Annotated in this window: 23 protein-coding genes, 1 other RNA gene and 1 pseudogene; 11 read left to right on the top strand and 14 right to left on the bottom strand. The window is 63.5% G+C overall.

The features are described from left to right. Positions 1–17 precede the first annotated feature (17 nt). The 5 genes from FHW75_RS01545 to FHW75_RS01525 are packed head-to-tail and all read right to left on the bottom strand — an operon-like array spanning position 18 to position 4,830. Positions 18–1,235 carry a 2-octaprenyl-3-methyl-6-methoxy-1,4-benzoquinol hydroxylase gene (locus tag FHW75_RS01545; RefSeq protein ID WP_176430996.1) on the bottom strand — a complete coding sequence of 406 codons (1,218 nt, stop codon included), beginning with the start codon at positions 1,233–1,235 and terminating at the stop codon, positions 18–20. A gap of 9 nt (positions 1,236–1,244) precedes the next feature. Continuing rightward, positions 1,245–1,727, bottom strand: a complete 483-nt coding sequence (locus tag FHW75_RS01540; protein WP_019098102.1) for a DUF4442 domain-containing protein — start codon at positions 1,725–1,727, stop codon at positions 1,245–1,247. Continuing rightward, positions 1,724–2,923, bottom strand: coding sequence for a 2-octaprenyl-6-methoxyphenyl hydroxylase (ubiH, locus tag FHW75_RS01535; RefSeq protein WP_019098103.1), 1,200 nt, complete (start codon positions 2,921–2,923; stop codon positions 1,724–1,726). The genes FHW75_RS01540 and ubiH overlap by 4 nt, the downstream gene beginning before the upstream one ends. Continuing rightward, positions 2,920–4,254 carry a Xaa-Pro aminopeptidase gene (gene pepP / locus FHW75_RS01530; RefSeq protein WP_019098104.1) on the bottom strand — a complete coding sequence of 445 codons (1,335 nt, stop codon included), beginning with the start codon at positions 4,252–4,254 and terminating at the stop codon, positions 2,920–2,922. Before pepP ends, ubiH begins: the two co-directional genes overlap by 4 nt. 21 nt (positions 4,255–4,275) lie before the next feature. Then, the gene (locus tag FHW75_RS01525; protein ID WP_019098105.1) at positions 4,276–4,830 is read right to left on the bottom strand and encodes a YecA family protein; all 555 of its coding nucleotides are present in this window, start codon (positions 4,828–4,830) and stop codon (positions 4,276–4,278) included. Positions 4,831–5,011: 181 nt separating this feature from the next. On the opposite strand from FHW75_RS01525, the gene FHW75_RS01520 reads away from it, so the two are divergent. From FHW75_RS01520 to FHW75_RS01505, 4 genes are all read left to right on the top strand, one after another. Then, positions 5,012–5,194, top strand: a complete 183-nt coding sequence (locus FHW75_RS01520; protein ID WP_029886233.1) for a TIGR02449 family protein — start codon at positions 5,012–5,014, stop codon at positions 5,192–5,194. Then, positions 5,191–5,511, top strand: coding sequence for a cell division protein ZapA (locus FHW75_RS01515; protein ID WP_019098106.1), 321 nt, complete (start codon positions 5,191–5,193; stop codon positions 5,509–5,511). Before FHW75_RS01520 ends, FHW75_RS01515 begins: the two co-directional genes overlap by 4 nt. 17 nt (positions 5,512–5,528) lie before the next feature. Continuing rightward, a non-coding RNA gene (gene ssrS / locus FHW75_RS01510) (6S RNA) lies at positions 5,529–5,708 on the top strand. A gap of 81 nt (positions 5,709–5,789) precedes the next feature. Continuing rightward, positions 5,790–6,398 carry a 5-formyltetrahydrofolate cyclo-ligase gene (locus FHW75_RS01505; RefSeq protein WP_025752146.1) on the top strand — a complete coding sequence of 203 codons (609 nt, stop codon included), beginning with the start codon at positions 5,790–5,792 and terminating at the stop codon, positions 6,396–6,398. 18 nt (positions 6,399–6,416) lie between these two features. Here the strand turns inward: FHW75_RS01505 and FHW75_RS01500 are convergent, their stop codons facing one another. Further along, positions 6,417–6,572, bottom strand: a complete 156-nt coding sequence (locus FHW75_RS01500; RefSeq protein ID WP_019098108.1) for a hypothetical protein — start codon at positions 6,570–6,572, stop codon at positions 6,417–6,419. Positions 6,573–6,751: 179 nt separating this feature from the next. On the opposite strand from FHW75_RS01500, the gene FHW75_RS01495 reads away from it, so the two are divergent. From FHW75_RS01495 to FHW75_RS01480, 4 genes are all read left to right on the top strand, one after another. Next, a complete protein-coding gene (locus FHW75_RS01495) occupies positions 6,752–7,201 on the top strand; it encodes an EVE domain-containing protein (protein WP_025752145.1) in 450 nt (149 codons plus the stop codon). 95 nt (positions 7,202–7,296) lie between these two features. Next, the gene (locus FHW75_RS01490) at positions 7,297–8,256 is read left to right on the top strand and encodes an HlyD family secretion protein (protein ID WP_019098109.1); all 960 of its coding nucleotides are present in this window, start codon (positions 7,297–7,299) and stop codon (positions 8,254–8,256) included. Beyond that, entirely contained in the window at positions 8,253–10,973 is a 2,721-nt protein-coding gene (gene rbbA, locus FHW75_RS01485; RefSeq protein WP_025752138.1) for a ribosome-associated ATPase/putative transporter RbbA, read from the top strand. The genes FHW75_RS01490 and rbbA overlap by 4 nt, the downstream gene beginning before the upstream one ends. A gap of 1 nt (position 10,974) precedes the next feature. Continuing rightward, positions 10,975–12,087 (top strand): ABC transporter permease, encoded by a 1,113-nt coding sequence (locus tag FHW75_RS01480; RefSeq protein ID WP_019096508.1) that lies wholly within the window; start codon positions 10,975–10,977, stop codon positions 12,085–12,087. 57 nt (positions 12,088–12,144) lie between these two features. On the opposite strand, the gene FHW75_RS01475 is transcribed toward FHW75_RS01480, so the two are convergent. Further along, positions 12,145–12,549, bottom strand: a complete 405-nt coding sequence (locus FHW75_RS01475; RefSeq protein WP_016712618.1) for a flagellar basal body-associated protein FliL — start codon at positions 12,547–12,549, stop codon at positions 12,145–12,147. Between the two features lie 169 nt (positions 12,550–12,718). Here FHW75_RS01475 and FHW75_RS01470 point away from each other — a divergent pair, with 169 nt between their 5' ends. Further along, complete coding sequence (locus FHW75_RS01470) at positions 12,719–13,696, top strand: NADPH:quinone oxidoreductase family protein (RefSeq protein WP_016712619.1); 978 nt, start codon at positions 12,719–12,721, stop codon at positions 13,694–13,696. Between the two features lie 32 nt (positions 13,697–13,728). On the opposite strand, the gene FHW75_RS01465 is transcribed toward FHW75_RS01470, so the two are convergent. The 5 genes from FHW75_RS01465 to trxA form a co-directional block, all read right to left on the bottom strand. Next, positions 13,729–14,379, bottom strand: a complete 651-nt coding sequence (locus tag FHW75_RS01465; protein ID WP_027609986.1) for a gamma-glutamylcyclotransferase — start codon at positions 14,377–14,379, stop codon at positions 13,729–13,731. Between the two features lie 246 nt (positions 14,380–14,625). Next, complete coding sequence (locus FHW75_RS01460) at positions 14,626–15,594, bottom strand: CDP-6-deoxy-delta-3,4-glucoseen reductase (RefSeq protein WP_019096506.1); 969 nt, start codon at positions 15,592–15,594, stop codon at positions 14,626–14,628. Then, a complete protein-coding gene (ubiD, locus tag FHW75_RS01455) occupies positions 15,594–17,060 on the bottom strand; it encodes a 4-hydroxy-3-polyprenylbenzoate decarboxylase (RefSeq protein WP_016489755.1) in 1,467 nt (488 codons plus the stop codon). Before ubiD ends, FHW75_RS01460 begins: the two co-directional genes overlap by 1 nt. A 122-nt stretch (positions 17,061–17,182) precedes the next feature. Further along, positions 17,183–18,442 (bottom strand): transcription termination factor Rho, encoded by a 1,260-nt coding sequence (rho, locus tag FHW75_RS01450; protein WP_003253661.1) that lies wholly within the window; start codon positions 18,440–18,442, stop codon positions 17,183–17,185. 227 nt (positions 18,443–18,669) lie between these two features. Further along, complete coding sequence (trxA, locus tag FHW75_RS01445) at positions 18,670–18,996, bottom strand: thioredoxin TrxA (RefSeq protein ID WP_016712622.1); 327 nt, start codon at positions 18,994–18,996, stop codon at positions 18,670–18,672. 256 nt (positions 18,997–19,252) lie between these two features. Here trxA and ppx point away from each other — a divergent pair, with 256 nt between their 5' ends. Then, positions 19,253–20,755: an exopolyphosphatase gene (ppx, locus tag FHW75_RS01440; RefSeq protein ID WP_016712623.1), complete on the top strand. Its 1,503-nt coding sequence runs from the start codon at positions 19,253–19,255 to the stop codon at positions 20,753–20,755. Here ppx and ppk1 read toward each other — a convergent pair. Continuing rightward, positions 20,742–22,991 (bottom strand): polyphosphate kinase 1, encoded by a 2,250-nt coding sequence (gene ppk1 / locus FHW75_RS01435; protein ID WP_016712624.1) that lies wholly within the window; start codon positions 22,989–22,991, stop codon positions 20,742–20,744. The two genes, ppx and ppk1, sit on opposite strands and share 14 nt — an antisense overlap. Before the next feature lie 213 nt (positions 22,992–23,204). On the opposite strand from ppk1, the gene FHW75_RS01430 reads away from it, so the two are divergent. Beyond that, complete coding sequence (locus tag FHW75_RS01430) at positions 23,205–23,849, top strand: DedA family protein (RefSeq protein WP_161751315.1); 645 nt, start codon at positions 23,205–23,207, stop codon at positions 23,847–23,849. 501 nt (positions 23,850–24,350) lie between these two features. On the opposite strand, the pseudogene FHW75_RS26715 reads toward FHW75_RS01430, so the two are convergent. Then, positions 24,351–24,977: pseudogene (locus FHW75_RS26715) on the bottom strand (sterol desaturase family protein); the annotation flags it as partial. Positions 24,978–25,064 lie beyond the last annotated feature (87 nt).

Genomic DNA, 25,064 nt, shown 5'->3' with positions numbered 1-25,064 from the left:
TTGCGGCCCCAACAATCTCAAGCCTTGGCCAGTTCCGGCAGGTCCCCGGAAAGCCCCAACGCTTGCCGCACAAACACCGCTTTGGCCTCTGGCATCTTCTCCACCAGCTTCAACCCGCTATTTCGCAACCAACGCAACGGCAGCGGATCAGCCTGGAACAACCGCTCGAAACCTTCCATGGCCGCCATCAACGCCAGGTTGTGCGGCATGCGCCGCCGCTCGTAGCGGCTCAACACCTTCACATCTGCCAGCCGTTCACCACGCTCGCAGGCATTGACCAGCACCTCGGCCAGCACCGCAGCATCCAGGAAGCCCAGGTTCACACCCTGCCCGGCCAGCGGGTGAATGGTGTGCGCGGCATCGCCGATCAATGCCAGGCCTTCATCCACATAGCGCTTGGCGTGGCGCTGGCGCAGCGGCACGCACACCCGAGGGTCGCCCTGCAGTACATCACCCAGGCGCCCCTCGAAGGCGCGCTCAAGGGCCTGCAAGAAGGCCGCTTCATCCAGCGCCATCAACTGCTCGGCATGCTCTGGCGTGGTCGACCACACAATCGAGCACCAGTCCTGCTGGCCGTCGCGGGTCAACGGCAGGAACGCCAATGGCCCTTCATCGGTGAAGCGCTGCCAGGCCGTGGCCTGGTGCCCGGCGCTGCAACGCACGCTTGTCACGATGGCATGGTGCAGGTAATCCCACTCACGGGTTTCGCAGCCGGCCAGGCGCCGCACGGCCGAATTGGCGCCGTCGGCCGCGATCACCAGCGGCGCACGCAGCTGACGGCCATCAGCCAGGGTCAGCAGCCATTCGTCACCCGAGCGTCGAAGTTGCTCCAGACGCGCGTTGGGCAACAGGCCTATGTCACTGTCGTGCAGGCGCTCCAGCAGGCCGTCCTGCACCACCCGGTTCTCGACGATATGGCCGAGCACCTGTGCATGCACACTGGCGGCCGAGAAGTGGATCTGCCCAGTGCCACTGCCGTCCCACACATGCATGTCGGAATACGGTGTGGCACGCCGTTGGGCAATGCCGTCCCAGGCGCCAAGGCGTTCGAGAATACGCTGGCTGGCCGCCGAAAGCGCACTGACACGCGGCTCGAACGGGGCTTGCGCATCGAATGGCTTGACCGTGAGCGGCCCGCCATCGAGCAAGAGGATTTGCAGGCCACTGTGGCGCAATGCCAGGGCCAGGGCGCTGCCGACCATACCGGCACCGACAATCAACAGATCTGCGCGCATTTCCATGCCTTACGCCAGCCTCGCTTGCGGCTTGAGCCGCACGTATAGGGTTTTATCGACCCGCGCCACCAGTTCCCCGGCACCATCGCGGATATCGACCTGCAAACGCGGCAGGCACTTCTTGCCAGTGGCGGTCTGCTGGCGAATGTCAGCCAGCAGCGCGTCATCGACGTGGAATTCGGCATACACCGGCCCTTTGCCCGGCGAGATGAAATCGATGCTGGCGGCTTTGTCCCAGACGATGTAGTCGCGGCCCAGCTGCTCGATCAGCAGCAACATGTAGAACGGGTCGACCATCGAATACAGGCTGCCGCCGAACTGCGTACCGACATAATTGCGGTTCCAGCGGGTCAGCTTCATCGCCACCTTGACGCTGCGCATGTCCGGGCTGATGTGCTGCACACGGATCCCGGCGCCCAGGTAAGGTGGGTAGAGGTTCAGCAGCCAGCGCAGCATGCGCGCCCGGCGCGCCAGTTTACGCGGGTTGCTCATGCCTGGCCCCGCGGATCGGGTCGGGTACCCAGGCCCATGGCCTGGCGGGCAAACCAGCTTTTGGCCGGCGGCAGCAGGTCGAGCCCGAGCAGGCCGAGGTTACGCCCGGCGGCCAGCAACGGCTGGTTGCTGCCGAACAGGCGCGTGACCTGGTCGGAAAAGCCGATGGTCATGGCTTGGTCCAGACGCTGGCGCTGGTGATAGGCCTGCAGCGTGGTCAGGTCGCCAGGCTGCTGCGGTCCGGCCAGCAGCGCGTCGGCAAGCGATTGCACATCGCGCAGCGACAGGTTGAAACCCTGGCCGGCAATGGGGTGCAGGCTGTGCGCGGCATTGCCCAGTACCACCAGGTGCGGCCGCACCTGCTCCTGGGCCTCGATCAGCGACAGCGGGTACAGGTGACGCGCGCCAACCTGGCGCAACGCGCCCAGGCGATAGCCAAACACGCCCTGCAGTTCACGCAGGAAGCTGCGCTCGTCGATGTCGGCCAGGCGCCGTGCATCCATGCCTTGGCGTGTCCACACCAGCGCGCAGCGGTTTTCCGGCAGCGGCAGCAGGGCCATGGGGCCTTCTTCTGTGAAACGCTCGAACGCCTGGCCGCCGTGGGCTTCACCCGGGGTGATGTTGGCGATCAAGGCGCTCTGTTGGTAAGGCGTGTGGCGTACGTGAATACCCAGCTGCTCGCGCAGACCCGAACGGCCGCCGTCGGCCAGTACCGCCAGGTCGCATTCAAGCTGGGTATCGTCATTCAAGCGCAGGCGGTAACCACCTTCGATCGCCTGCATGGAGGTGACTTCCGCCGGGCAGCGCCAGCTCACCACCTCACTGTCCAACCCCTGCCACAGGCATTGGCCCAGCCAGGCGTTTTCCACCACGTAGCCCAACGCTGGAACGCCCTCTTCCAGGGCATCCAGGCGAGTGGCGCCAAAGCGGCCACGGTCGGACACGTGAATCTGACGGATCGGCTCTGCACGGTGACCAATGGCCTGCCACAGGCCCAGCTGCTGGTAGATCTGCCGGGTGCCGAACGACAACGCCGAAGAACGCGCATCGTAGCTGGGCTGGAAGCTGTCGCCGGGGGCGAACGGTTCGATCAGCAGGATCTTCCAGCCACGCGCCTTGGCCCCGGCTTGCAGGGCCAGAGCCAGGCTTGCACCAACCAGACCACCGCCGATGATCGCCAGGTTCACCCGGTTCATGCCGCGTCCTTGCGGGCGGCCTGCATCAGCGCCTCGATCTCGGCAACCGTGCGCGGCACGCCCGAAGTCAGGATTTCACAACCTTGCCTGGTCACCACCACGTCGTCCTCGATCCTTACACCAATGCCGCGCCACTTCCTGGCCACGGCCTGATTGTCGGCGCCAATGTAGATGCCCGGCTCGACGGTCAGCGCCATGCCGGGCTCAAGCACTCGCCACTCGCCCCCCACCTTGTACTCGCCCACATCGTGCACATCCATGCCCAGCCAGTGCCCGGCACGGTGCATGTAGAAGGCGCGGTAGGCCTCACTGTCGATCAGCGCCTGTACCTCACCGGTAAGCAGGCCCAATTCCACCAGGCCTTCGGTAATCACCCGCACGGTCGCCTCATGCGCGTGGTTCCAGTGCTTGCCGGGGGCAATTTCGGCAAAGGCCGCCGCCTGGGCCTTGAGCACCAGCTCGTAGATGGCCTTCTGCTCGGGCGAAAAACGCCCGCTAACCGGGAAGGTGCGGGTGATGTCGCTGGCGTAGCAGTCGATTTCGCAGCCGGCATCGATCAGCACCAGGTCGCCATCCTTGAGCAGGGCGTCGTTCTGCTGATAGTGCAGGATGCAGCCATTGCGCCCGGCTGCGACGATCGAGCCATAGGCCGGCATCTTCGCCCCGCCCTTGCGGAATTCGTAATCCAGCTCGGCTTCCAGGCTGTATTCGTGCAGCCCGGCCCGGCAGGCCTGCATGGCCCGCACATGGGCCCGTGCAGAAATGTCTGCCGCCGCGCGCATCACTTTTACTTCCGCCGCCGATTTATACAGACGCATGTCGTGCAGCAGATGATCCAGCGCAACGAACTCGTTCGGCGGCTGCGCGCCCAGGCGGGCCTTGGAGCGGATCACGTTGATCCAGTCCATCAGCCGGCGGTCGAACTCGGCATTGCTGCCCATGGCGCTGTACACCCGCTCGCGGCCTTCGATCAGGCCCGGCAGAATCTCGTCGATGTCGGTAATGGGGAAGGCATCGTCGGCGCCAAAATCGCGCACGGCGCCTTCCTGGCCGGCCCGCAGGCCGTCCCACAGCTCGCGCTCGGGGTTGCGTTCACGGCAAAACAGCACGTACTCGCCGTGCTCACGCCCGGGGATCAACGCAATCACTGCCTCCGGCTCCGGGAAGCCGCTGAGGTACTGGAAATCGCTGTCCTGGCGGTACACGTGCTCGACGTCGCGGTTGCGGATGGCAACTGCGGCGGCGGGCAGGATGGCGATGCTGTTGGGGACCATCTGCGCCATCAGCGCCTTGCGCCGACGGGCATACTCGGCCTTGGGAATGTGGCTCATGGGCAGACTACCCCCGGTTGATCAGTGCAGCGATGGCTTGGGCGCGGGTGCGGCCGGCTTGGCCAGCTCGGAGAACAGCAACAGCGGTGCCACGCGCAGGTATTCCATGACTTCCATGTAGTCGCTCTCGCCATCTTCGGACTCTTCGAGCGCTTCCTGCACCTGGGAAATGGCCACCAGGTCCTGCAGCACGTCCTTGGCTTCGTCGGACAGGTCCTTGCCACCGGCATTCAGGCCAAAACCGGTGATGAAGCCCTGGCACCACTGGCCCAGTGCGGTGGCGCGGTCGCCCAGTGCGGCGTCGTCGGAAGGCAACAGCAGGACAATGGCCATGTCGTCGCTGGTGAGCTCGCCCTTGACCATTTCCTGCAGGCCGACCAGGGCATTGCGCACGGTATCACCGGGCTCGGTTTCCAGCAGCTGGGCGGCATCTGCCAGCCAGCCGTCGGCGTCAAAGCCGGCACCGGCGCAGCTGCGGCCGATCAGCAGGCCGTGCAGCTCGGCCGGGGTAACAGGGTGGCCATTGCTCGAAAGCAGCATGGCGAAGGCGATGTAGGGCGATTGGGTATTGGGCATGGGCAGCTAGGCGCCAGACGGCGCAATGACTAGAATGGAGACCTTGTATCCTAGCACCGGCAGGCGCGCCAAGACCATCGGCACTGGCCGTCGCCGCCCAGGGAGAGGCATCATCGCCAGGTGACTCAACGACGGAGCGAATCGAGTGCAACCCACGCAAGAGAACGACCTGCAGGCACTGATGAGCCGATTCGAGTTGCTGATCGAACGCGTCGAGCAACTAAAACGGCAAAATGCACTCCTAGTAGCGCAGGAGAAATCCTGGCGCGAAGAGCGCGCCCACCTCATCGAAAAGAACGAGATCGCCAAGCGCAAAGTCGAGTCGATGATTTTACGCCTCAAGGCTCTGGAGCAAGACTCATGAGTTCAAGCAATAGCGTCACCGTGCAGATCCTCGACAAGGAATACTCGATCATCTGCCCGCCGGAAGAGCGCAACAACCTGGTCAGCGCCGCCCGCTACCTGGACGGCAAAATGCGCGAGATCCGCAGCAGCGGCAAGGTGATTGGCGCCGACCGTATCGCGGTGATGGCGGCCTTGAACATTACCCACGAGATGCTGCACCGCCAGGAAGACCGCAATGAAGCGCCGGCCGGCGGCACCACCCGCGAACAGGTACGCGACCTGCTGGAGCGGGTCGATCAGGCGCTGTCCGACGACACGGGTACCAAAATCGGCTGACATTGGTATACTGGCGCCACTCCCTGGGGGATGCGCCAGTCGGTTATGTCCCTGAGCCGATACGCACAACCACGGGGGTTGCACGCTGGGGCCGGTGTGCATGTCCGCCCGACGGAAAGCCTTAACGCCCCCTGCAATCTCCACCTTGAACTTTCGGGTTCAAGGGCTACACCGATAGCGGTCTTATCGGGGAGCCTGAATTTTCTTGCCCGCCCCTTCTGGCGGGCAATTCGTTTTGGCCAACAATGTCGGCCATCACTTCTGGGATCGCCCGTGCCATGACCGACACCGCGCCGCTCACCCGCCCCCAGCTCCGTCGCCTGCTTCGCAACGCCCGCCGCGCCCTTACCCCTGCCCAGCAACGCCAGGCCACCCTCGGCCTGTACCGCCAACTGGCGCAACACCCGCTGTTCCGCCGCGCCCGGCACATTGCCTTGTATTTGCCCAACGACGGCGAAATCGACCCCGGCCTGCTGCTGCGGGAAGCTCAACGCCGCGGCAAGCACACCTACCTGCCGGTGCTGCACGCCTGGCCACGTACACGCATGGTGTTCCAGCGTTTCGAGCAGGGCGAAAAGCTCAGGCCCAACCGCTTTCGTATTCCCGAACCGGTCACCGACCGCAAGCGCCAACGGCCGATCTGGGCGCTGGACCTGATCCTGCTGCCGCTGGTCGGTTTCGACGAAGTGGGCGGGCGCCTGGGCATGGGTGGCGGCTTTTATGATCGCAGCCTGGCCTACCAGGGGCGTCGCAAAACCTGGAAGAAGCCTTTGCTGCTGGGGCTGGCGCATGAATGCCAGAAGGTCGAGCGGCTGGCGCAGGCCAGTTGGGATGTACCGCTGCAGGGGACGGTCTCGGACCGTGGCTGGTACCTGGCGCCGCGTTGAGCGGCGCCAGCGAGGGCATCAACGTTGTGGTGGCTGGCTGGCGTCGACCGGCATCTGGTAGGCGTTGTCCAGCTTGCGCTCCCAGAACCCTTGCGCATAACCGGTAGTGACCACACCCAGGCCAAAAATGAACACCAGGATCCACAGCAGATCCGGCTTTTTACGTTGATTCATCGAAGAATGCCCCCCAGGCAAACTGTTCAGTGCGCGGCGATTTTCTGGGAATCGCCAGCGCATAGCGCTTTAAACGGGGCGCATTTTCCGACAACCTGCGTCCGCACGCAAACCTTGACGCCAACCGGCTGTCGGTTTCGTGCAACAGGTTATTTCAAACCTTTTCAGGAGCGACATCCATGGCCTATTGGCTGATGAAATCCGAGCCCGACGAGCTCTCCATCGAAGCCCTCGGCCGCTTGGGCGAAGCGCGCTGGGACGGCGTGCGCAACTATCAGGCGCGTAATTTCCTGCGGGCCATGAGCGTGGGTGACGAATTTTTCTTCTACCACTCCAGCTGCCCGCAACCGGGCATCGCCGGCATTGCCAGGATCACCCGCGCAGCATACCCCGACCCGACCGCGCTGGACCCGCAAAGCCACTATTACGATGCCAAGGCCACGCCCGAGAAAAACCCGTGGAGCGCGGTGGATGTGGCCCATGTGCAAACCCTGCCTCGGGTGCTGGAGTTGGGCTGGCTGAAACAACAAGCCGGCCTGGCCGAGTTGCCGCTGGTGCAAAAAGGCAGCCGCCTGTCGGTGATGCCGGTAACACCCGAACAATGGGCGGTGATTGTCGCGTTGCGTTGAATGTGCAGCTAAGGTCAAGGGTTTGACCGATATCAACACGCCATACAGGGCCGCGCGCCATGATGTGCTGTGCATGACCGCAAGGATGCAGAACGATGAACCGATATGCCCCCAGAATCTTCGCCACCGCACTGATCGCCCTGCTGGCAACAGCTGGTGGTCTGGGGTACTGGAAATCGCTCCACGACCAGTTGCCCGAAGGGCTGAGCATGGGAAATGGCCGCCTGGAGGCCACCGAAGTGCAGATCGCCAGCAAAATCCCCGGTCGCCTGGCCGAAGTGCTGGTCGACGAAGGCGACAAGGTCGCCCGCGGCCAGTTGCTGGCACGTATCGACACCCGCACCATGGAAGCCCAGCGCAGCCAGGCCGAAGCCGAAGTGCTGCGCGCCCGGGAAAACTACGCAGCGGCCCAAGCGTCCGTACAGTTGCGCCAGAGCGAATTGCTGCTGGCCAGCCAGGAACTCAAGCGCGTGCGCGAAATTTTCCAGCGCAAGTACGCCAGCCAGCAGTTGCTCGACCAACAGCAGGCGCGCTTCGACACGGCCAACTCGGCCGTGGTCGCGGCCCGCGCCCAGCTGGCAGCGATCAAGGCCGCCATCGGCGCAGCCGAAGCCCAGGTGGCCCAGCTCACCAGCGAAATCGACGACAGCAGCCTGCGTGCGCCCATCGCCGGCATTATCCAGTTGCGCCTGGCCGAGCCCGGTGAAGTGCTGGGTGCTGGCGGCCGCGTGCTGATGCTGATCGACCCCAGCGACCAGTACATGAACCTCTACCTCCCGGCTTCCACCAGCGGCCGGCTGACGGTAGGCGACCAGGCGCGGATCGTGCTCGACGCCCTGCCCGAGCGCGCCCTTGCGGCGAAAGTGGCTTTCGTTGCGGCCAAGGCCCAGTTCACCCCCAAACAGGTGGAAACCCGCGACGAGCGGCAGAAGCTGGTGTTTCGGGTAAAACTGCGCCTGACCGATCCGGGCACCGTGCCGCAGGCCAAACCGGGCATGCCTGGCGCCGGCTACGTGCGCACGGCTGAGGTGGACTGGCCGGCCAACCTGCAATGAACGCCCCGGCACTGCTGGCCGAGGGTATCAGCCACCGCTACGACGACCTGACGGCCCTGCATACACTGGGTTTCAGCCTGCCTGCCGGTACCCGCTGCGCACTGATCGGCCCTGACGGCGCGGGCAAATCGACCCTCCTTGGGCTGATCGCCGGCGTGAAGCGCCTGCAACAGGGCGAGCTGCAGGTGCTGGGCGGCTCGATCCGCCAGCGCCGTCATCGGGCGGCGCTGTACCCGAAGGTGGCGTTCATGCCGCAGGGGCTGGGCAACAACCTGTACCCGGAACTGTCGATCAGCGAGAACATCCGCTTTTTCGCCACCCTGTTCGGGCTGGGCCGGCGCGAGTGCGAGCAGCGTATGGCCAACCTGCTGCAAGCCACCGACCTGCAGCGCTTTGCCGAGCGGCCGGCCGGCAAGCTGTCAGGCGGCATGAAGCAGAAGCTGGGCCTGTGCTGCGCGTTGATCCACGAGCCGGACCTGCTGATCCTCGACGAGCCGACCACTGGCGTAGACCCGTTGTCGCGGCGGCGCTTCTGGGAGCTGGTCGAACAGGTACGCGCACAACGCCCCCAATTGACACTGTTGGTGGCCACCGCCTACATGGAAGAAGCCGAACAATTCGAGCATTGCCTGATGCTCGATGGCGGCCGCCTGCTGGCCGCAGGCCCCAGTCATGAGCTGGCCGCAGCCACCCCCAGTGGCAAGCTGGACGACGCCTTCACCCACTACCAGGGCGCAGGCAAGGCGCAGCATCAACCCCTGACCATCCCGCCGCGTGAGGCCAAGGACGGCCAGATCGCCATTGAAGCCCACGACCTGACCCTGCGCTTTGGCGACTTCACAGCCGTGAACAAGGTCAGCTTCGCCATCGGCCGTGGGGAGATCTTCGGCTTCCTCGGCTCCAACGGCTGCGGCAAGACAACCACCATGAAAGTGCTCACCGGCCTGATGCCGGCCAGCGAGGGCAGCGCCAGCCTGCTGGGGCGCCCGGTGGACGCCAGCGACCTGGCCACGCGCAAGCGGGTCGGTTTCATGTCGCAGAGCTTCTCGCTGTATGGTGAGCTCAGTACCCGGCAAAACCTGGCCTTGCATGCCCGCCTGTTCGACCTGCCCAAGGCCGAAAGCGCCCAGCGCATCGACGAATTGATAGAGCGCTTCGACCTCGCCGCTATCGCCGACCAGCCGTCCGGCGCCCTGCCGCTTGGCCTGCGTCAGCGCCTGTCGTTGGCGGTGGCGGTGCTGCACCGCCCGGAAGTGTTGATCCTCGACGAACCGACCTCTGGCGTCGACCCGGCCGCCCGCGACGACTTCTGGCGCCTGCTGGTAGAACTGTCCCGCGAGCAGGGCGTGACCATTTTCCTTTCCACTCACTTCATGAACGAAGCCCAGCGCTGCGACCGCATCTCGCTGATGCATGCCGGGCGGGTACTGGCCTGCGACACACCGGATGCCTTGCAGCGCCAGTACCACGGCGACACCCTGGAGGACGCATTCGTGCGCTGCCTGGAGCAAGCCCAGGCGCTGGCACCACAAGCCACGGACAACGCTGTGCTGGAGCAGACCGCCACGGCCGCGCCGCCGCTGCGCCGGGGCTTCAGCCTGCGCCGCCTGCTGGCGGTGGCCAGCCGCGAGGGCAAGGAGCTGCTGCGCGACAAGGTACGCCTGGCCTTCGCCCTGCTGGGTGCGCTGTTCATGATGGTGATCTTCGGCTACGGCATTTCGCTGGATGTGGAAAACCTTGCCTTTGCTGTACACGACCAGGACCAGAGCCCGCAAAGCCGGGCCTACCTTGAGGCCTTCCGTGGCTCACGGTATTTCGCCGAGCAGGCGCCGATCCGCGACAGCCGCGAAATGCACCAGCGCCTGCAACGCTCGGAAATCAAACTGGCGCTGGAGATTCCTCCCGGTTTTGGGCGTGACCTGTATGCCGGACGCCAGCCGGTGGTGGCAGCCTGGCTCGACGGCGGCATGCCTTTCCGTGCAGAAACCAGCCGCAACTACGTGGAAGCCGTGCACCAGGCCAACCTGGAGCAATTGGCAAGGGCCAGCCCACAGCCGCAGGCGCGGCAGGACCTGGTGCGTCTGGAAACGCGTTTTCGCTACAACCAGGACGTGGTCAGCGTGAATGCCATCGGCCCGGGCGTGATGGCACTGATCCTGGCCTTCATCCCGGCCATGCTTACTGCGCTGGGCATCGTCCGCGAGAAAGAGCTGGGCTCCATCACCAACTTCTATGCCACCCCCCTCACGCGCCTGGAGTTCCTGCTGGGCAAGCAGATGCCCTACCTTGCCGTGAGCCTGGTCAACCTGGCGCTGCTGGTGGCGATGAACCGCTGGCTGTTCGCCGTGCCGCTCAAGGGCAGCGTGCTGGCCCTGGCCTGCGGGGGTGTGGCCTACCTGCTGGCCACCACCAGCCTGGGCCTGCTGATCTCGGCGTTCACCCGCACCCAGATCGCGGCCATCCTGGGCACCATGATCATCACCAGCCTGCCAACGATCCAGTTTTCCGGGCTGATCGTGCCACGCTCGTCGCTGGACGGCGCAGCGGCGGTGATGGGCCAGCTGTTCCCGGCGGGCTATTTCCTCGATATCGCGGTCGGCACCTTCACCAAGGCACTGGGCCTGCGCGAACTGTGGCCGCAGTGCCTGATCCTGCTGGGCTTCTTTGCCGCGTTCACCGGCCTGAGCCTGGCCATGCTGAAGAAGCAGGAGGCCTGACATGTCGCGCCTGAACCACACCCTGCGCCTGGGCCTGAAAGAACTGACCAGCCTGCGCCACGACAGCGTCCTGCTGCTGTTCCTGCTGTATGCCTTCAGCGTGGCGATCTACATGCCGGCAGCCGGCTCGGTGATTGGCGTGCACAACGCCAGCGTCGCGGTGGTGGACGAAGACCACAGCCTGCTCTCACGCAAGCTCAGCGAAGCCTTGCAACCGCCGGAGTTCCAGCCCGCCGTGCCGCTGGCACCGGAGCACCTGGACCAGGCCATGGACAGCGGCCAGTACACCTTCGTGATCAATGTGCCGGTGAATTTCCAGAGCGACCTGTTGGCCGGGCGTTCGCCGGAGTTGCAGATCAATGTCGATGCCACGGCCATGAGCCAGGCGTTCATGGGCGCTGGCTATATCGGCCGCATCTTCGAGCGTGAACTGCTCGACTACAGTCAACGCGGCAATGTGCAAAGCCCAGTGCTGATCAACCCCAAAGCGCTGTTCAACCCCAACCTGGAGGGCGGTTGGTTTCTGGCGGTGATCCAGATCGTCAACAACATCACCATTCTGGCGATCATCCTCACCGGCACCGCGCTGCTGCGTGAGCGTGAGCACGGCACCCTCGACCACCTGCTGGTGCTGCCGCTGACGGCACTGGAAATCATGCTGGCGAAGATTGGCAGCAACGCGCTGGTAGTGGTGATCTGCACGTGGATTTCGCTGGTGGTGGTGGTGAAAGGTGCGCTGGGCGTGCCGTTGTCCGGCTCGATGGGGCTGTTCCTGGCCGTGACGGCGCTGTACCTGTTCGCCAGTACCGCGCTGGGCATCTTCCTCGCCACCCTGGCGCGCTCGACACCGCAGTTCGGCCTGCTGGCGATCCCGGTGATCATCCCGATGCTGTTGCTGTCAGGCGGCAGCACACCGCTGGACAGCATGCCGCAGTGGTTACAGTGGGTGATGCAGGGCTCGCCGTCGACGCACTTCGTCAGCCTGGGGGCTGCGATCCTGTTCCGGGATGCAGGCTGGGCGGTGGTATGGCCGGATATCCTGGCGCTGGGCCTGATCGGCCTGGTGTTCTTCAGCGTGGCGCTGGCGCGGTTTCGTCGGAGCCTGGCGTCCTGATAACGCAGGCACCGTGGAGGCATCTGTGGGAGCGGACACGCCCGCTCCCACAATTGATCACTGCACGATCAGGTTGTTGAACAGCAAGTCTTCAACAATCGGCTTGCCCTCTTCTGCTTCCAGCACCTGCTGCACCTGCTTCAGCGCCTCCTGGCGCAGGTGTTCCTTGGCTTCGACGTTGCTCATGCTGTCCACCGTCTGCTGGGTGAACAGTGCCACCAGCTGGTTGCGGATCAGCGGTTCATGGTGCTGCACCGCCTTGGCGGCTTCATCGCCCGTCACGCGTAGGGCCACATCGGCCTTGTACACACGCAGCCGTGGGCCGCCGTCGAGGGCATAGTTGCCGACAAAGGGCGGGCTCAGGCTGATGTAGGCGACCTTGGGCGCCCCTTCCTTGGCTTCTTCGGCCATGGCCGCAGCCGGCAGCAGCAGCGCCAATACCATCAAGATCCACGCTTTCACGAATTCGCTCCTCAATACAGTTGGCGCCAGCTTACCCAGCACACCGCTCAAACCCAAGCCCGGGCTTATGCCGGCACTTATGCCTGCACATCAGGGCGGGCCATGCTCGTTGACCCGGCAGGTGGCCCTCCTACACTTATCGGCCACTACCCGCAAAGGAATAGCCCCGATGAAAGCTGTGTTGTGCAAAACCCTGGGCCCGGCGCGCAACCTGGTGCTGGAAGACGTGGCCAGCCCGCTGCCGAAGAAGAACGAGATCCTGCTGGATGTGCAGGCCGCCGGGGTCAACTTCCCCGACACCCTGATCATCGAAGGCAAGTACCAGTTCCAGCCGCCGCTGCCATTCTCGCCGGGTGGCGAAGCAGCGGGCGTGGTGGCTGCGGTCGGAGAAAAGGCCGGTGCGTTCAAGGTGGGTGACCGGGTCATGGCGCTGACCGGCTGGGGCGCGTTCGCCGAACAGGTGGCGGTGCCGTTCTACAACGTACTGCCGATCCCGGCGAGCATGGACTTCACCACCGCTGCGGCATTCGGCATGACCTACGGCACCTCCATGCACGCCCTGCGCCAGCGTGGCCAACTGCAAGCAGGTGAAACCCTGCTGGTGTTGGGCGCTTCCGGCGGTGTTGGGCTGGCGGCAGTGGAAATCGGCAAGGCCATGGGTGCACGGGTGATCGCGGCGGCCAGCAGTGCCGAGAAACTGGCCGTGGCCAAGGCGGCCGGGGCGGATGAGCTGATCGACTATAGCCAGGCCAGCCTGCGCGACGAGATCAAGCGGCTGACCGGTGGCCAGGGTGTGGATGTCATCTACGACCCGGTCGGTGGTGAGCTGTTCGAGCAGGCCGTGCGCGGGCTAGCCTGGAATGGCCGGCTGCTGGTGGTGGGCTTTGCCAGCGGGACCATCCCGCAGTTAGCGGCCAACCTGGTGTTGCTCAAGGGCGCGGCAGTGCTGGGGGTGTTCTGGGGGGCGTTTGCACAGCGCCAGCCGGAAGACAATACGGCTAACTTCAAGCAGCTGTTTGCCTGGCATGCCGAGGGCAAGTTGAAACCGCTGGTGTCGCAGACTTATCCACTGGCTGAGGCTGGGGCTGCCATCGAGAAGTTGGGGCAGCGGCAGGCTGTGGGTAAGTTGGTGGTGCAGATGCACTGATTATTCTGGGGCCGCACAGCGGCCCCAAAAGCTCAGACTTCCCGCAGGTTATGACAGCGTCGGAACCGCGCCTCCAGGTTACGATCGGGCATCTGGTGGCTGCGCAAGGCATTCAACGTCTGCTCCACGTAGTCCCGCGTTGTGCCGTAACGCCCCTTGGCACTGGCCAGAATCTGGCTGAGCAAGGTATCTGGCAAGTTTCCCGCATAGCACGGCAAATGCCGCTCCAGCACAAAGCCTAAAGCCTGCACCTTGCTACCATCGCCCAGCCGGCAGGTGAGCCAGTGCGGTCGGTACGCCGGGTACGGCATCTCGCGCTGCCACAGGGCCATCAGCGACTCGTCCAGGTTGCTTTCATCCAGCCGGTAGGCAAAGCCGCTACAGGAACCGCCACGGTCCAGGCCAAACACCAGCCCGGGAGTTTCCGGGGTACCGCGGTGTTCGTGCGACCACAGGTACAAGCCCCGATGGTAACCGTGCACCCGCGCGCGCTGGCGTTCTACCGAATTGCACTCCGGCCGCCAGATCAACGAACCATAGGCAAACAACCACACTGGCCCACCCTGATGGCGCGACATGGTCATCTTCATCGAGTTGAACAACTGGTCGTGAGTATGTTGCTGACCAAAGTCGAGTGCCGGAGGATATGAAACTTCCCAGGACATACTTTCAAGTGCCGACATAAGCTGCCGCCATTATCCCCGTGAACTACGGATGTAGCGAGATTCGATTACGCAGCGGCCCAAGGCCTCTATACCAAGGGCGCTTGCAGTAACCATAGGCCAGAACGGCAGGAATACTCAAGCCCTCGCGTCAGTGTTTCATGCGCGGTTCCGACGACTGGGGAGTACTGTTTCAACAGCGGTGAAAGTTATTAGCCAAGGCGGTAACAATTACCGCCTTATACCCACACTTTCAAACTTCGGTTATTAACCGCGCGGTGCGTAGGCAAACACATCCGCACGCATGCGGTGTGCATCCATGCCGGCTTCGACCAGGGCGTCGAGGGTGGCGTAGATCATGTTTGGGGAACCACTGGCATACACATGCACGGTGTTGAGGTCGACGATGTCCTCGCAAACCGCCTCGTGCAACATGCCGCAACGGCCTTCCCAGCCGCACAGGTCGCTGACAACCTGATGCAGGAACAGGTTGGGCAGACGCTGCCATTCATCCCAGTGCTCGATCTGGTAGAAGTCTTCGGGCCTGCGCACGCCCCAGTACAGGTGCACTGGGTGCTTGAAGCCCTTGGCCCGGCAATGCTCCACCAGGCTGTGCATCTGGCCCATGCCGGTACCCGCGGCGATCAGCACCAGCGGCCCATCCGGCAGCTCGGCCAGATGAGTGTCGCCGAACGGCATTTCGATGCGCGCCAAACCGTCACGCTTGAGTTGCTCGATCAGTTGCAGCGCACTGGGCTCACGCGCCAGCACATGCAGCTCCAGCTCACGACCGGCGTGAGGCGCGGAGGCCAGCGAGAAGGCCGCCTGCTTGCCGCCCTCGCGCTCGATCATCAGGTACTGCCCGGCGTGGTAACGCGGTGGCTTGCCGGCTGGCGCGCGCAAACGCACCCGCCACACGTCGCCACCGACGTCGACGCACTCACTGACGCTGCACGCCAGCTTGCGCACTGGCAGCTCGCCCAGGGCGAGCACACCGTCCCAGAGCAACACACAGTCCTCCAGCGGTTCGGCAATGCAGGTGAACAACTCGCCATGGTCGCGGACTTCGCCGTCCTGCCGTACCCGGCCTTCGACCAACAACGCGGCGCAGACATGGCAATTGCCATTGCGGCAGCTGTTCGGGCAGTCATAGCCCAGCCGCCGCGCTCCATCCAGGATCCGTTCCCCGGGTTCGAGCGCCAGCACCGCCCCGGACGGCTGCAACGTTACCTGCATCAATCTATTCCCAACTGATCCCACAGCTCATCGATACGGCGGGTGACGGCTTCGTCCTTGACGATGACCCGTCCCCATTCGCGTGTAGTCTCGCCCGGCCACTTGTGCGTGGCGTCCAGGCCCATCTTCGACCCCAGCCCCGATACCGGCGACGCGAAGTCCAGGTAGTCGATCGGCGTGTTGTCGATCATCACCGTATCACGCTTGGGGTCCATGCGCGTGGTAATGGCCCAGATCACATCGTTCCAGTCACGGGCGTTGATATCGTCATCGGTCACAATAACGAACTTGGTGTACATGAACTGTCGCAGGAACGACCACACACCCAGCATCACGCGCTTGGCGTGGCCTGGGTACTGCTTCTTCATGGTCACCACCGCCATACGGTACGAGCAGCCTTCCGGTGGCAGGTAGAAGTCGGTGATTTCCGGGAACTGCTTCTGCAGGATCGGCACGAACACTTCGTTCAACGCCACACCGAGGATTGCCGGCTCATCTGGCGGCCGACCGGTGTAGGTGCTGTGGTAGATCGGCTTTTGCCGGTGAGTGATGCGCTCGACGGTGAACACCGGGAAGCTGTCCACTTCGTTGTAGTAGCCGGTGTGGTCGCCGTACGGGCCTTCCGGGGCCATTTCGCCCGGGTGAATCACACCCTCCAGGATGATTTCGGCGGTGGCCGGCACCTGAAGGTTGCTGCCACGGCATTTGACCAGCTCGGTGCGGTTACCGCGCAGCAGGCCAGCGAAGGCGTACTCGGAGAGGGTGTCCGGTACCGGGGTCACGGCACCAAGGATGGTCGCCGGGTCAGCGCCCAGCGCCACGGCAACCGGGAACGGCTGGCCGGGGTTTTTCTCGCACCACTCGCGGTAGTCGAGGGCGCCACCACGGTGGCTGAGCCAGCGCATGATGACCTTGTTGCGGCCAATGACCTGCTGGCGGTAGATGCCCAGGTTCTGGCGGTCCTTGTTCGGGCCACGGGTAACGGTAAGGCCCCAGGTGATCAGCGGCGCCACGTCGCCGGGCCAGCAGTGCTGGATCGGCAGCGCGCCGAGGTCGACATCGTCACCTTCGACCACCACTTCCTGGCACACCGCGTCCTTGACCACCTTCGGCGCCATCGACACGACCTTCTTGAAGATCGGCAGCTTGGACCAGGCATCCTTCAGGCCCTTCGGCGGCTCGGGTTCCTTGAGGAACGCCAGCAGCTTGCCGATCTCGCGCAGTTCGTCGACCGACTCGGCGCCCATGCCCATGGCCACGCGCTCTGGCGTACCGAACAGGTTACCGAGTACCGGGATGTCGAAGCCGGTGGGCTTTTCGAACAGCAACGCCGGGCCCTTGGCACGCAAGGTGCGGTCGCAGACCTCGGTCATTTCCAGAACGGGGGAAATCGGAACCTGGATGCGCTTGAGTTCGCCGCGCTGCTCCAGGCCACGGATGAAGTCGCGCAAGTCGCGATACTGCATGCATGAGCCTCGTGTTGGCCGTATCGGTCGGGGTGCAGAGTGTAGCGCCGATAGGGCCGCAATAGCCAAAGTACAGATAGCAAAAAGCCGGGTTTCCCCGGCTTTTGCGTGGTACGACGATCTTACTTGCGCTTCATCGACAAGAAGAACTCGTCGTTGGTCTTGGTCTGCTTGAGCTTGTCGACCAGGAACTCGATGGCGGCGATTTCGTCCATCGGGTGCAGCAGCTTGCGCAGGATCCACATGCGCTGCAGTTCGTCGTCGGCGGTCAGCAACTCTTCGCGGCGGGTACCGGAACGGTTGATGTTGATGGCCGGGAACACGCGCTTCTCGGCGATGCGGCGGTCCAGTGGCAGCTCCATGTTACCGGTGCCCTTGAACTCTTCGTAGATCACTTCGTCCATCTTCGAGCCGGTTTCGACCAGCGCGGTGGCGATAATGGTCAGCGAGCCGCCTTCCTCGATGTTACGCGCAGCACCAAAGAAGCGCTTCGGCTTCTCCAGGGCGTGGGCGTCGACACCACCGGTCAGCACCTTGCCGGAGCTCGGGATCACGGTGTTGTAGGCACGCGCCAGACGGGTGATGGAGTCCAGCAGGATGACCACGTCCTTCTTGTGCTCGACCAGGCGCTTGGCCTTTTCGATCACCATTTCGGCAACCTGCACGTGGCGGGTTGGCGGCTCGTCGAAGGTGGAGGCAACCACTTCGCCGCGCACGGTGCGCTGCATTTCGGTCACTTCTTCCGGGCGCTCGTCGATCAGCAGGACGATCAGGTGGCACTCGGGGTTGTTACGGGTGATGTTGGCCGCGATGTTCTGCAGCATGATCGTCTTGCCCGCTTTTGGCGGAGCAACGATCAGGCCACGCTGGCCTTTGCCGATCGGGGCGCACAGGTCGATGACGCGACCGGTCAGGTCTTCGGTGGAGCCGTTACCGGCCTCCATCTTCAGGCGCTTGTTCGGGAACAGCGGCGTCAGGTTTTCGAACAGGATCTTGTTCTTCGCGTTTTCCGGGCGGTCGAAGTTGATGGTGTCGACCTTCAGCAGGGCGAAGTAACGCTCCCCTTCCTTAGGTGGGCGGATCTTGCCGACGATGGTGTCGCCGGTACGCAGGTTGAAACGGCGGATCTGGCTAGGCGAGACGTAGATATCGTCTGGGCCGGCCAGGTAGGACGCATCAGCCGAACGCAGGAAACCGAAACCATCCTGGAGAATCTCCAGCACGCCGTCACCCGAGATCTCTTCGCCGCTTTTCGCGTGCTTCTTCAGCAGGGCGAAAATCACGTCCTGTTTGCGCGAACGGGCCATGTTTTCGATGCCCATCTGTTCGGCCATTTCCAAAAGATCGGTAATCGGCTTTTGCTTGAGTTCAGTCAGGTTCATAAGGGGAGTGACGTAATCATGTAAGAAGGGAGAATTAAGCTTCTGGCTTAATGAGGCCGCGCCGCTAGATGGCGACAGGATCGCGTACTGATTCGAATTAGGGATGCTTCGGCGACGGCGTGTAGAGGGCACTGGAAAAGCAGTGCGAGGCCGAATGTAACACTTGCTTTTTTCTGCGTCTAGTGCTCTGAAAAAGAAAAGCCCCGCATTTGCGGGGCCTTTTCACATCACAGGTGGGCGTCAAGGAACGCGGCCAGCTGCGATTTGGACAGAGCGCCAACCTTGGTGGCTTCGACGTTGCCGTTCTTGAACAGCATCAGCGTCGGGATACCACGCACGCCGTGCTTGGCCGGGGTTTCCTGGTTCTCGTCGATGTTCAGCTTGGCGACGGTCAGTTTGCCCTCGTAGGTGGCAGCGATGTCGTCCAGAACCGGAGCGATCATCTTGCATGGGCCGCACCATTCAGCCCAGTAGTCGACCAGCACCGGGCCTTGAGCCTGCAGTACGTCGGCGTCGAAGCTGGCGTCGGTGACGTGTTTGATTTTGTCGCTCATGGAAATCTCCAAGGTCGTAAGCAATAAAAAACGTTGCCCATCATAGCCGCCCCTGCCGTCTACAGGAAGCTGCGGACGATTGAGTGTAACTATAGTTGTGCAAGACGCCGCGAATCGAAACTGTCATACAGCCGCCATAGAATCGAATGGCACATTGCCTTGCATCAAGGCCAGCACACCGGCTGCGAGTCACGCGTTGGCGACAGCCTGCTATCGTGGCACGATTGCCGGGTTAACGACCGAGAACAACCAGATCATGCCGCATACCATCGCGAAGAACCTGTCCCTGATCGCTGCCATCGACCTTGGCTCCAACAGTTTCCATATGGTCGTGGCCAAGGCCCACCATACCGAAATCCGCATTCTCGAGCGGCTGGGCGAGAAGGTTCAGCTGGCCGCCGGCATCGGCGAGGACCGCCTGCTTAGCGAAGAAGCCATGGAACGGGGCCTCGAATGCCTCAAGCGCTTCGCACAGCTGATCAACGGCATGCCGGCCGGCGCCGTGCGTATCGTCGGTACCAACGCCCTGCGCGAAGCGCGCAACCGTAATGCATTCATCCAGCGCGCCGAGGCCATTCTCGGCCACCCGGTGGAGGTCATCTCCGGCCGTGAAGAGGCGCGCCTGATCTATCTGGGCGTATCGCACACCCTGGCCGACACCCCTGGCAAACGCCTGGTGGCCGACATTGGCGGCGGCAGTACCGAATTCATCATCGGCCAGCGCTTCGAACCGCTGCTGCGCGAAAGCCTGCAGATGGGCTGCGTCAGCTTCACCCAGCGCTACTTCCGCGACGGCAAGATCACCCCGGCGCGTTATGCACAGGCCTACACCGCTGCACGCCTGGAGCTGATGAGCATCGAACACGCCCTGCACCGCCTGACCTGGGACGAGGCCATCGGCTCGTCCGGCACCATCCGTGCCATCGGCGCCGCCATCAAGGCCGGCGGCCTGGGCAATGGCGAGGTCAACGCTGAAGGCCTGGCCTGGGTCAAACGCAAGCTGTTCAAACTGGGCGAGGTCGACAAGATCGACTTCGACGGCGTCAAACCGGACCGCCGCACCATCTTCCCGGCGGGCCTGGCGATTCTGGAAGCGATCTTCGACGCCCTGGAGCTGCAGCGCATGGACCACTGCGACGGCGCACTGCGCGAAGGGGTGCTGTTCGACCTGCTCGGCCGCCACCACCATGAAGACGTGCGCGAACGTACGTTGAACTCGCTGATGGAGCGCTACCATGTGGACCAAGGCCAGGCCGCGCGCGTCGAGCGCAAGGCGTTGCACGCCTTCGACCAAGTGGCCGATGCCTGGGACCTGAAAGACGGAAACTGGCGCGATCTGCTTGGCTGGGCGGCTAAAGTGCACGAAATAGGCCTGGATATCGCCCACTACCACTACCACAAGCACGGCGCCTACCTGATCGAGCACTCCGACCTGTCGGGCTTTTCCCGCGAGGACCAGCAGATGATGGCCCTGCTGGTGCGCGGCCACCGCCGCAACATCCCCAAGGACAAGTTCGCCGAACTGGGTGAAGAAGGCGTCAAGCTGCTACGCCTGTGCGTGCTGCTGCGCTTCGCCATCCTGTTCCACCACATCCGTGGCAACCAGCAGATGCCGAAAGTTCAGCTCAAGGCTGCCGATGACAGCCTCGATGTCGCCTTCCCGGAAGGCTGGCTGGAACAGAACCAACTGACCCAGGCCGACTTCGCCAACGAGGCAGAGTGGCTGACCCGGGTCGGCTTCGTCCTCAGCGTACGTTGAGGACCGGGTTGCTCAGGCGCTCCAGCAGGGTTGCCTGGGCACTGCGCGGGTTCTGGTTGCCGGTTGGCGTGCTGCGCACGTAACGCCCGTCTGGCTGCAAGGTCCAGGCGTGGGTGTTGTCGGTCAGGTAGCCTTCCAGCTCTTTCTTCACCCGCAGCAACAGCTTCTTGCCTTCCACCGGGAAGCAGGTCTCCACACGCTTGTCGAGGTTGCGCTCCATCCAGTCGGCGCTGGACAGGTAGATCTGCTCTTCGCCGCCATTGAGGAAGTAGAACACCCGCGTGTGCTCCAGGAAGCGGCCGATGATCGAGCGCACCTGGATGTTGTGCGACACCCCCGGAATGCCGGGGCGCAGGCAGCACATGCCACGCACCACCAGGTCGATCTTCACCCCTGACTGGCTGGCCTTGTACAGTGCCTTGATGACCTTGGCATCGGTCAGCGAGTTGAACTTGGCAATGATGTGCGCCGGCTTGCCTTCGAGGGCAAACTGGGTTTCCCGCGCGATCATGTCGAGCATGCCCTTCTTCAGGGTGAACGGCGCGTGCAGCAGCTTTTTCATGCGCAGGGTCTTGCCCATACCGATCAACTGGCTGAACAGCTTGCCGACGTCTTCGGTGAGGGCGTCGTCAGAGGTCAGCAGGCTGTAGTCGGTGTACAGGCGGGCGTTGCCGGCGTGGTAGTTGCCGGTACCCAGGTGCGCATAACGCACGATCTCGCCCTGCTCGCGGCGCAGGATCAGCATCATCTTGGCGTGGGTCTTGAAGCCGACCACGCCGTAGATCACCACCGCACCGGCCGCTTGCAGGCGGCTGGCCATCTGCAGGTTGGACTCTTCGTCGAAGCGCGCGCGCAATTCGATTACCGCGGTGACCTCCTTGCCGTTACGCGCCGCGTCCACCAGCGCATCGACGATTTCCGAGTTGGCCCCGGAGCGGTACAGGGTCTGGCGCACGGCAAGCACATGCGGGTCCTTGGCGGCCTGGCGCAGCAGGTCGATCACCGGGGTGAAGGACTCGAACGGGTGCATCAGCAGGATGTCCTGCTTGCCGATCACGCTGAAGATGTTGTCGGCGTTCTGCAGCAATTTGGGAATCGCCGGGGTGAACGGCGTGTATTGCAGCTCCGGGTGGCTGTCCAGGCCGGTGATGCTGAACAGGCGGGTGAGGTTGACCGGGCCATTGACCTGGTACAGCTCGCTTTCGCTGAGGCTGAACTGCTTGAGCAGGTAGTCCGACAGGTGTTTCGGGCAGGTGTCGGCCACCTCCAGGCGCACGGCGTCGCCGTAACGGCGCGAGAACAGTTCGCCGCGCAGGGCGCGGGCCAGGTCGTCGACTTCTTCGGAGTCCAGCGCCAGGTCGGCGTTACGGGTGAGGCGGAACTGATAGCAGCCCTTCACCTTCATGCCCTGGAACAGGTCGTCGGCGTGCGCGTGGATCATCGACGACAGGAACACGTAGTTGGCGCCTGGGCCACCCACCTCCTCCGGCACGCGGATCACCCGCGGCAGCAGGCGTGGGGCCGGGATGATCGCCAGGCCTGAATCGCGACCGAAGGCGTCGACACCTTCAAGCTCGACGATGAAGTTGAGGCTCTTGTTCACCAGCAGCGGGAACGGGTGAGTCGGATCGAGGCCGATCGGGGTGATGATCGGGGCGATTTCGTCGCGGAAATAGCGGCGCACCCAGGTCTTGAGCTTGGGCGTCCAGTAACGGCGGCGAATGAAGCGAATCTGGTGTTTTTCCAGCTCTGGCAACAGCACGTCGTTGAGGATCGCGTACTGGCGCTCTACCTCGATATGCACCAGCTCGCTGATGCGCGCCAGCGCCTGGTGCGGCTGCAGGCCGTCGGCGCCAGCCTGCTCACGGGCGAAGTTGATCTGCTTCTTCAGGCCGGCGACGCGGATCTCGAAGAACTCGTCGAGGTTACTGGAGAAGATCAACAGGAACTTGAGGCGTTCGAGCAGCGGGTAGCTCTCGTCCAGCGCCTGTTCCAGCACGCGGATGTTGAACTGCAGCTGCGAGAGTTCGCGATGAATGTACAGGCTGCTGTCGTCCAGGCCAGGGACGGCGATCGCCGGGGCGGGCGCGGGGGCAGGCACCGGGGCCACAGGCTCGGCCACCTGCTCCGCTACCGGCTCGGGCGCAGGCGGCAGGTCTGGCGGGGTCTGCACCATCTCTTCTGGGAGCTCCTGGGCATCCTTGATCGCGACAGGGGTGAGCACTTCGTTATTCATCTGGCGTTCCTGAGGACGTTAACGCCCTATCATCAATTGAGCGGCAAGATAAGCGCCCATTATGACGCCTGTGTTACACACCAGGGCAAGCCATGGCGCGTGGCTTCTGGCATTGTCTGAGTAGGGATTGTTCATGTCGAGACACATTTGGACACTTTCACGAACGCGCGCGAAGGGGTAGGCTGCGCGTTCATTTCGCCAGCACCTCAGAAAATGCTTCAACAATTCCTGCAGGATTTCGGCTACTTCGCCCTTTTTCTAGGCACCTTTTTCGAAGGCGAGACCATCCTGGTGCTTGCGGGATTCCTTGCGTTCCGCGGTTACATGGACATCAACCTGGTGTGCCTGGTGGCCTTCTTCGGCAGCTACGCCGGCGACCAGCTGTGGTATTTCATGGGCCGCCGCCACGGGCGCAGGATCCTGGCGCGCAAGCCGCGTTGGCAGGCCATGGGTGACCGGGCGCTGGACCACATCCGGCGCCACCCCGATATCTGGGTGCTGAGTTTCCGCTTCGTTTATGGCCTGCGCACCGTCATGCCGGTGGCCATTGGCCTGTCGGGCTACCCGCCGCGCCGCTACTTGCTGCTGAACGGCATTGGTGCAGCCATCTGGGCAATAGCCTTGGGCGCAGCTGCCTACCACTTCGGCGCCATTCTCGAAGGCCTGCTGGGCAACGTGAAGCGTTACGAGCTATGGGTGCTCGGTGGCCTGCTGGCGCTGGGTGGCCTGCTATGGCTGCGCCGGCGCTTCCGCACCCTGCGTGCGGAGCGCAAGGCGGCGGGCCAGGCCCAGGCCCCAGAGGCTGAGCAGGCTGTAAGCCACGAGCAGAAACCAGGCCAGCGGCGCGACCGCCGTTAAACCCAAAGCGCCGGCCAGGTACAATGCAGGCGCATTCAACAGCAGCCGCGCCAGCTCCAGGCGCGCAGCCCAGCGCCGGTTTTCCAGCAACGCCCCCAATACGAACAGACCAAACGCCATCAGCGACCAGCCGAGCACCAGCGCGGCGGCCGGCACACGGTCGGCCACGTCCATCAAGTAGCTGCCCAAGGCCACATAAACCACAAACTGCGCCGCCACGTAGGCTTGTTGCGCACGGCCCAAGGCAATCTCGAACTTGCGAAACAACGCCAGGTCCTGCTTGGCCTGCGGGTAGCGCGCAGCCACATCGGCCGGGCGCCAGCCGGTGGGCATGAACCAGATGCGCAGCTTGTCCCACAGGCTTGTGGTGCGCCTGGCGTCATGCCAGAGCTGGGCATAGAACTGCAGGTTGGCCCACAGCGGGTTCCAGCTGGCCAGCGGCGTGGTCACCCCGAACACCACCGGCTCGGCCGGGTCTTCCTCCTTGAAGGTGCCGAACAGACGGTCCCAGAGAATGAACACGCCGCCGTAGTTGCGATCCAAGTAAACAGGGTTTTGCGCATGGTGGACACGATGGTTGGATGGCGTGATCAGCACCCACTCAAGCCAACCGAGCTTGGGAATGTGCCGGGTATGTACCCAGAACTGGTACAGCAGGTTGAGCGAGGCCACAGTGACGAACACCAGCGGAGGCACCCCCAGCAGCGCCAGCGGCAGGTAGAAGATCCACGAGAAGATGAACCCGCTACTGGTCTGGCGCAGTGCGGTGGTCAGGTTGTACTCCTCGCTCTGGTGATGCACCGAGTGCGCCGCCCACAGCACATTGCGCTCGTGACCCAGGCGATGCAGCCAGTAGTAGCAGAAGTCGTACAGGACGAAGGCCAGCAACCACACCCACCAGGCATCGGGCGGCAAGCGCAGCACGGCCAGGTATTCGAAGGCCAGGGCATAGGTCACCAACCCCACGCCCTTGGTCAGCAACCCGGTGCTGGTCGACAGCGCGCCGGTGCTCAGGCTGTTGATCGAATCGGCCAGGGTGAAGTTGCGCTGGCCGCGCACACGGTCGGCCACCAGCTCCACGGCGATCAGCACGAAGAAGAACGGCACGGCCAGCAGTATCAGGTCCATGGGCGCGGTCTCAAGCGTAATCCCACCAGATTAGGCCGCTCCCGCAGGAAACCCTATGGCGACATCTGCCAAACTAGAGGACATTTA

Source organism: Pseudomonas sp. OG7 (assembly GCF_014192825.1).
Taxonomy (GTDB): Bacteria; Pseudomonadota; Gammaproteobacteria; order Pseudomonadales; family Pseudomonadaceae; genus Aquipseudomonas; species Aquipseudomonas monteilii.
Note: the sequence above shows the minus strand (reverse complement) of the source record. Positions and strands in the feature narration are given on the sequence as shown.

Coding starts and splice junctions, on each gene's coding strand:
- FHW75_RS01545 (WP_176430996.1), bottom strand. CDS start 1,235: ATGCGCGCAGATCTGTTGATTGTCGGTGCCGGTATGGTCGGCAGCGCC.
- FHW75_RS01540 (WP_019098102.1), bottom strand. CDS start 1,727: ATGAGCAACCCGCGTAAACTGGCGCGCCGGGCGCGCATGCTGCGCTGG.
- ubiH (WP_019098103.1), bottom strand. CDS start 2,923: ATGAACCGGGTGAACCTGGCGATCATCGGCGGTGGTCTGGTTGGTGCA.
- pepP (WP_019098104.1), bottom strand. CDS start 4,254: ATGAGCCACATTCCCAAGGCCGAGTATGCCCGTCGGCGCAAGGCGCTG.
- FHW75_RS01525 (WP_019098105.1), bottom strand. CDS start 4,830: ATGCCCAATACCCAATCGCCCTACATCGCCTTCGCCATGCTGCTTTCG.
- FHW75_RS01520 (WP_029886233.1), top strand. CDS start 5,012: ATGAGCCGATTCGAGTTGCTGATCGAACGCGTCGAGCAACTAAAACGG.
- FHW75_RS01515 (WP_019098106.1), top strand. CDS start 5,191: ATGAGTTCAAGCAATAGCGTCACCGTGCAGATCCTCGACAAGGAATAC.
- FHW75_RS01505 (WP_025752146.1), top strand. CDS start 5,790: ATGACCGACACCGCGCCGCTCACCCGCCCCCAGCTCCGTCGCCTGCTT.
- FHW75_RS01500 (WP_019098108.1), bottom strand. CDS start 6,572: ATGAATCAACGTAAAAAGCCGGATCTGCTGTGGATCCTGGTGTTCATT.
- FHW75_RS01495 (WP_025752145.1), top strand. CDS start 6,752: ATGGCCTATTGGCTGATGAAATCCGAGCCCGACGAGCTCTCCATCGAA.
- FHW75_RS01490 (WP_019098109.1), top strand. CDS start 7,297: ATGAACCGATATGCCCCCAGAATCTTCGCCACCGCACTGATCGCCCTG.
- rbbA (WP_025752138.1), top strand. CDS start 8,253: ATGAACGCCCCGGCACTGCTGGCCGAGGGTATCAGCCACCGCTACGAC.
- FHW75_RS01480 (WP_019096508.1), top strand. CDS start 10,975: ATGTCGCGCCTGAACCACACCCTGCGCCTGGGCCTGAAAGAACTGACC.
- FHW75_RS01470 (WP_016712619.1), top strand. CDS start 12,719: ATGAAAGCTGTGTTGTGCAAAACCCTGGGCCCGGCGCGCAACCTGGTG.
- FHW75_RS01465 (WP_027609986.1), bottom strand. CDS start 14,379: ATGTCGGCACTTGAAAGTATGTCCTGGGAAGTTTCATATCCTCCGGCA.
- FHW75_RS01460 (WP_019096506.1), bottom strand. CDS start 15,594: ATGCAGGTAACGTTGCAGCCGTCCGGGGCGGTGCTGGCGCTCGAACCC.
- ubiD (WP_016489755.1), bottom strand. CDS start 17,060: ATGCAGTATCGCGACTTGCGCGACTTCATCCGTGGCCTGGAGCAGCGC.
- rho (WP_003253661.1), bottom strand. CDS start 18,442: ATGAACCTGACTGAACTCAAGCAAAAGCCGATTACCGATCTTTTGGAA.
- trxA (WP_016712622.1), bottom strand. CDS start 18,996: ATGAGCGACAAAATCAAACACGTCACCGACGCCAGCTTCGACGCCGAC.
- ppx (WP_016712623.1), top strand. CDS start 19,253: ATGCCGCATACCATCGCGAAGAACCTGTCCCTGATCGCTGCCATCGAC.
- ppk1 (WP_016712624.1), bottom strand. CDS start 22,991: ATGAATAACGAAGTGCTCACCCCTGTCGCGATCAAGGATGCCCAGGAG.
- FHW75_RS01430 (WP_161751315.1), top strand. CDS start 23,205: ATGCTTCAACAATTCCTGCAGGATTTCGGCTACTTCGCCCTTTTTCTA.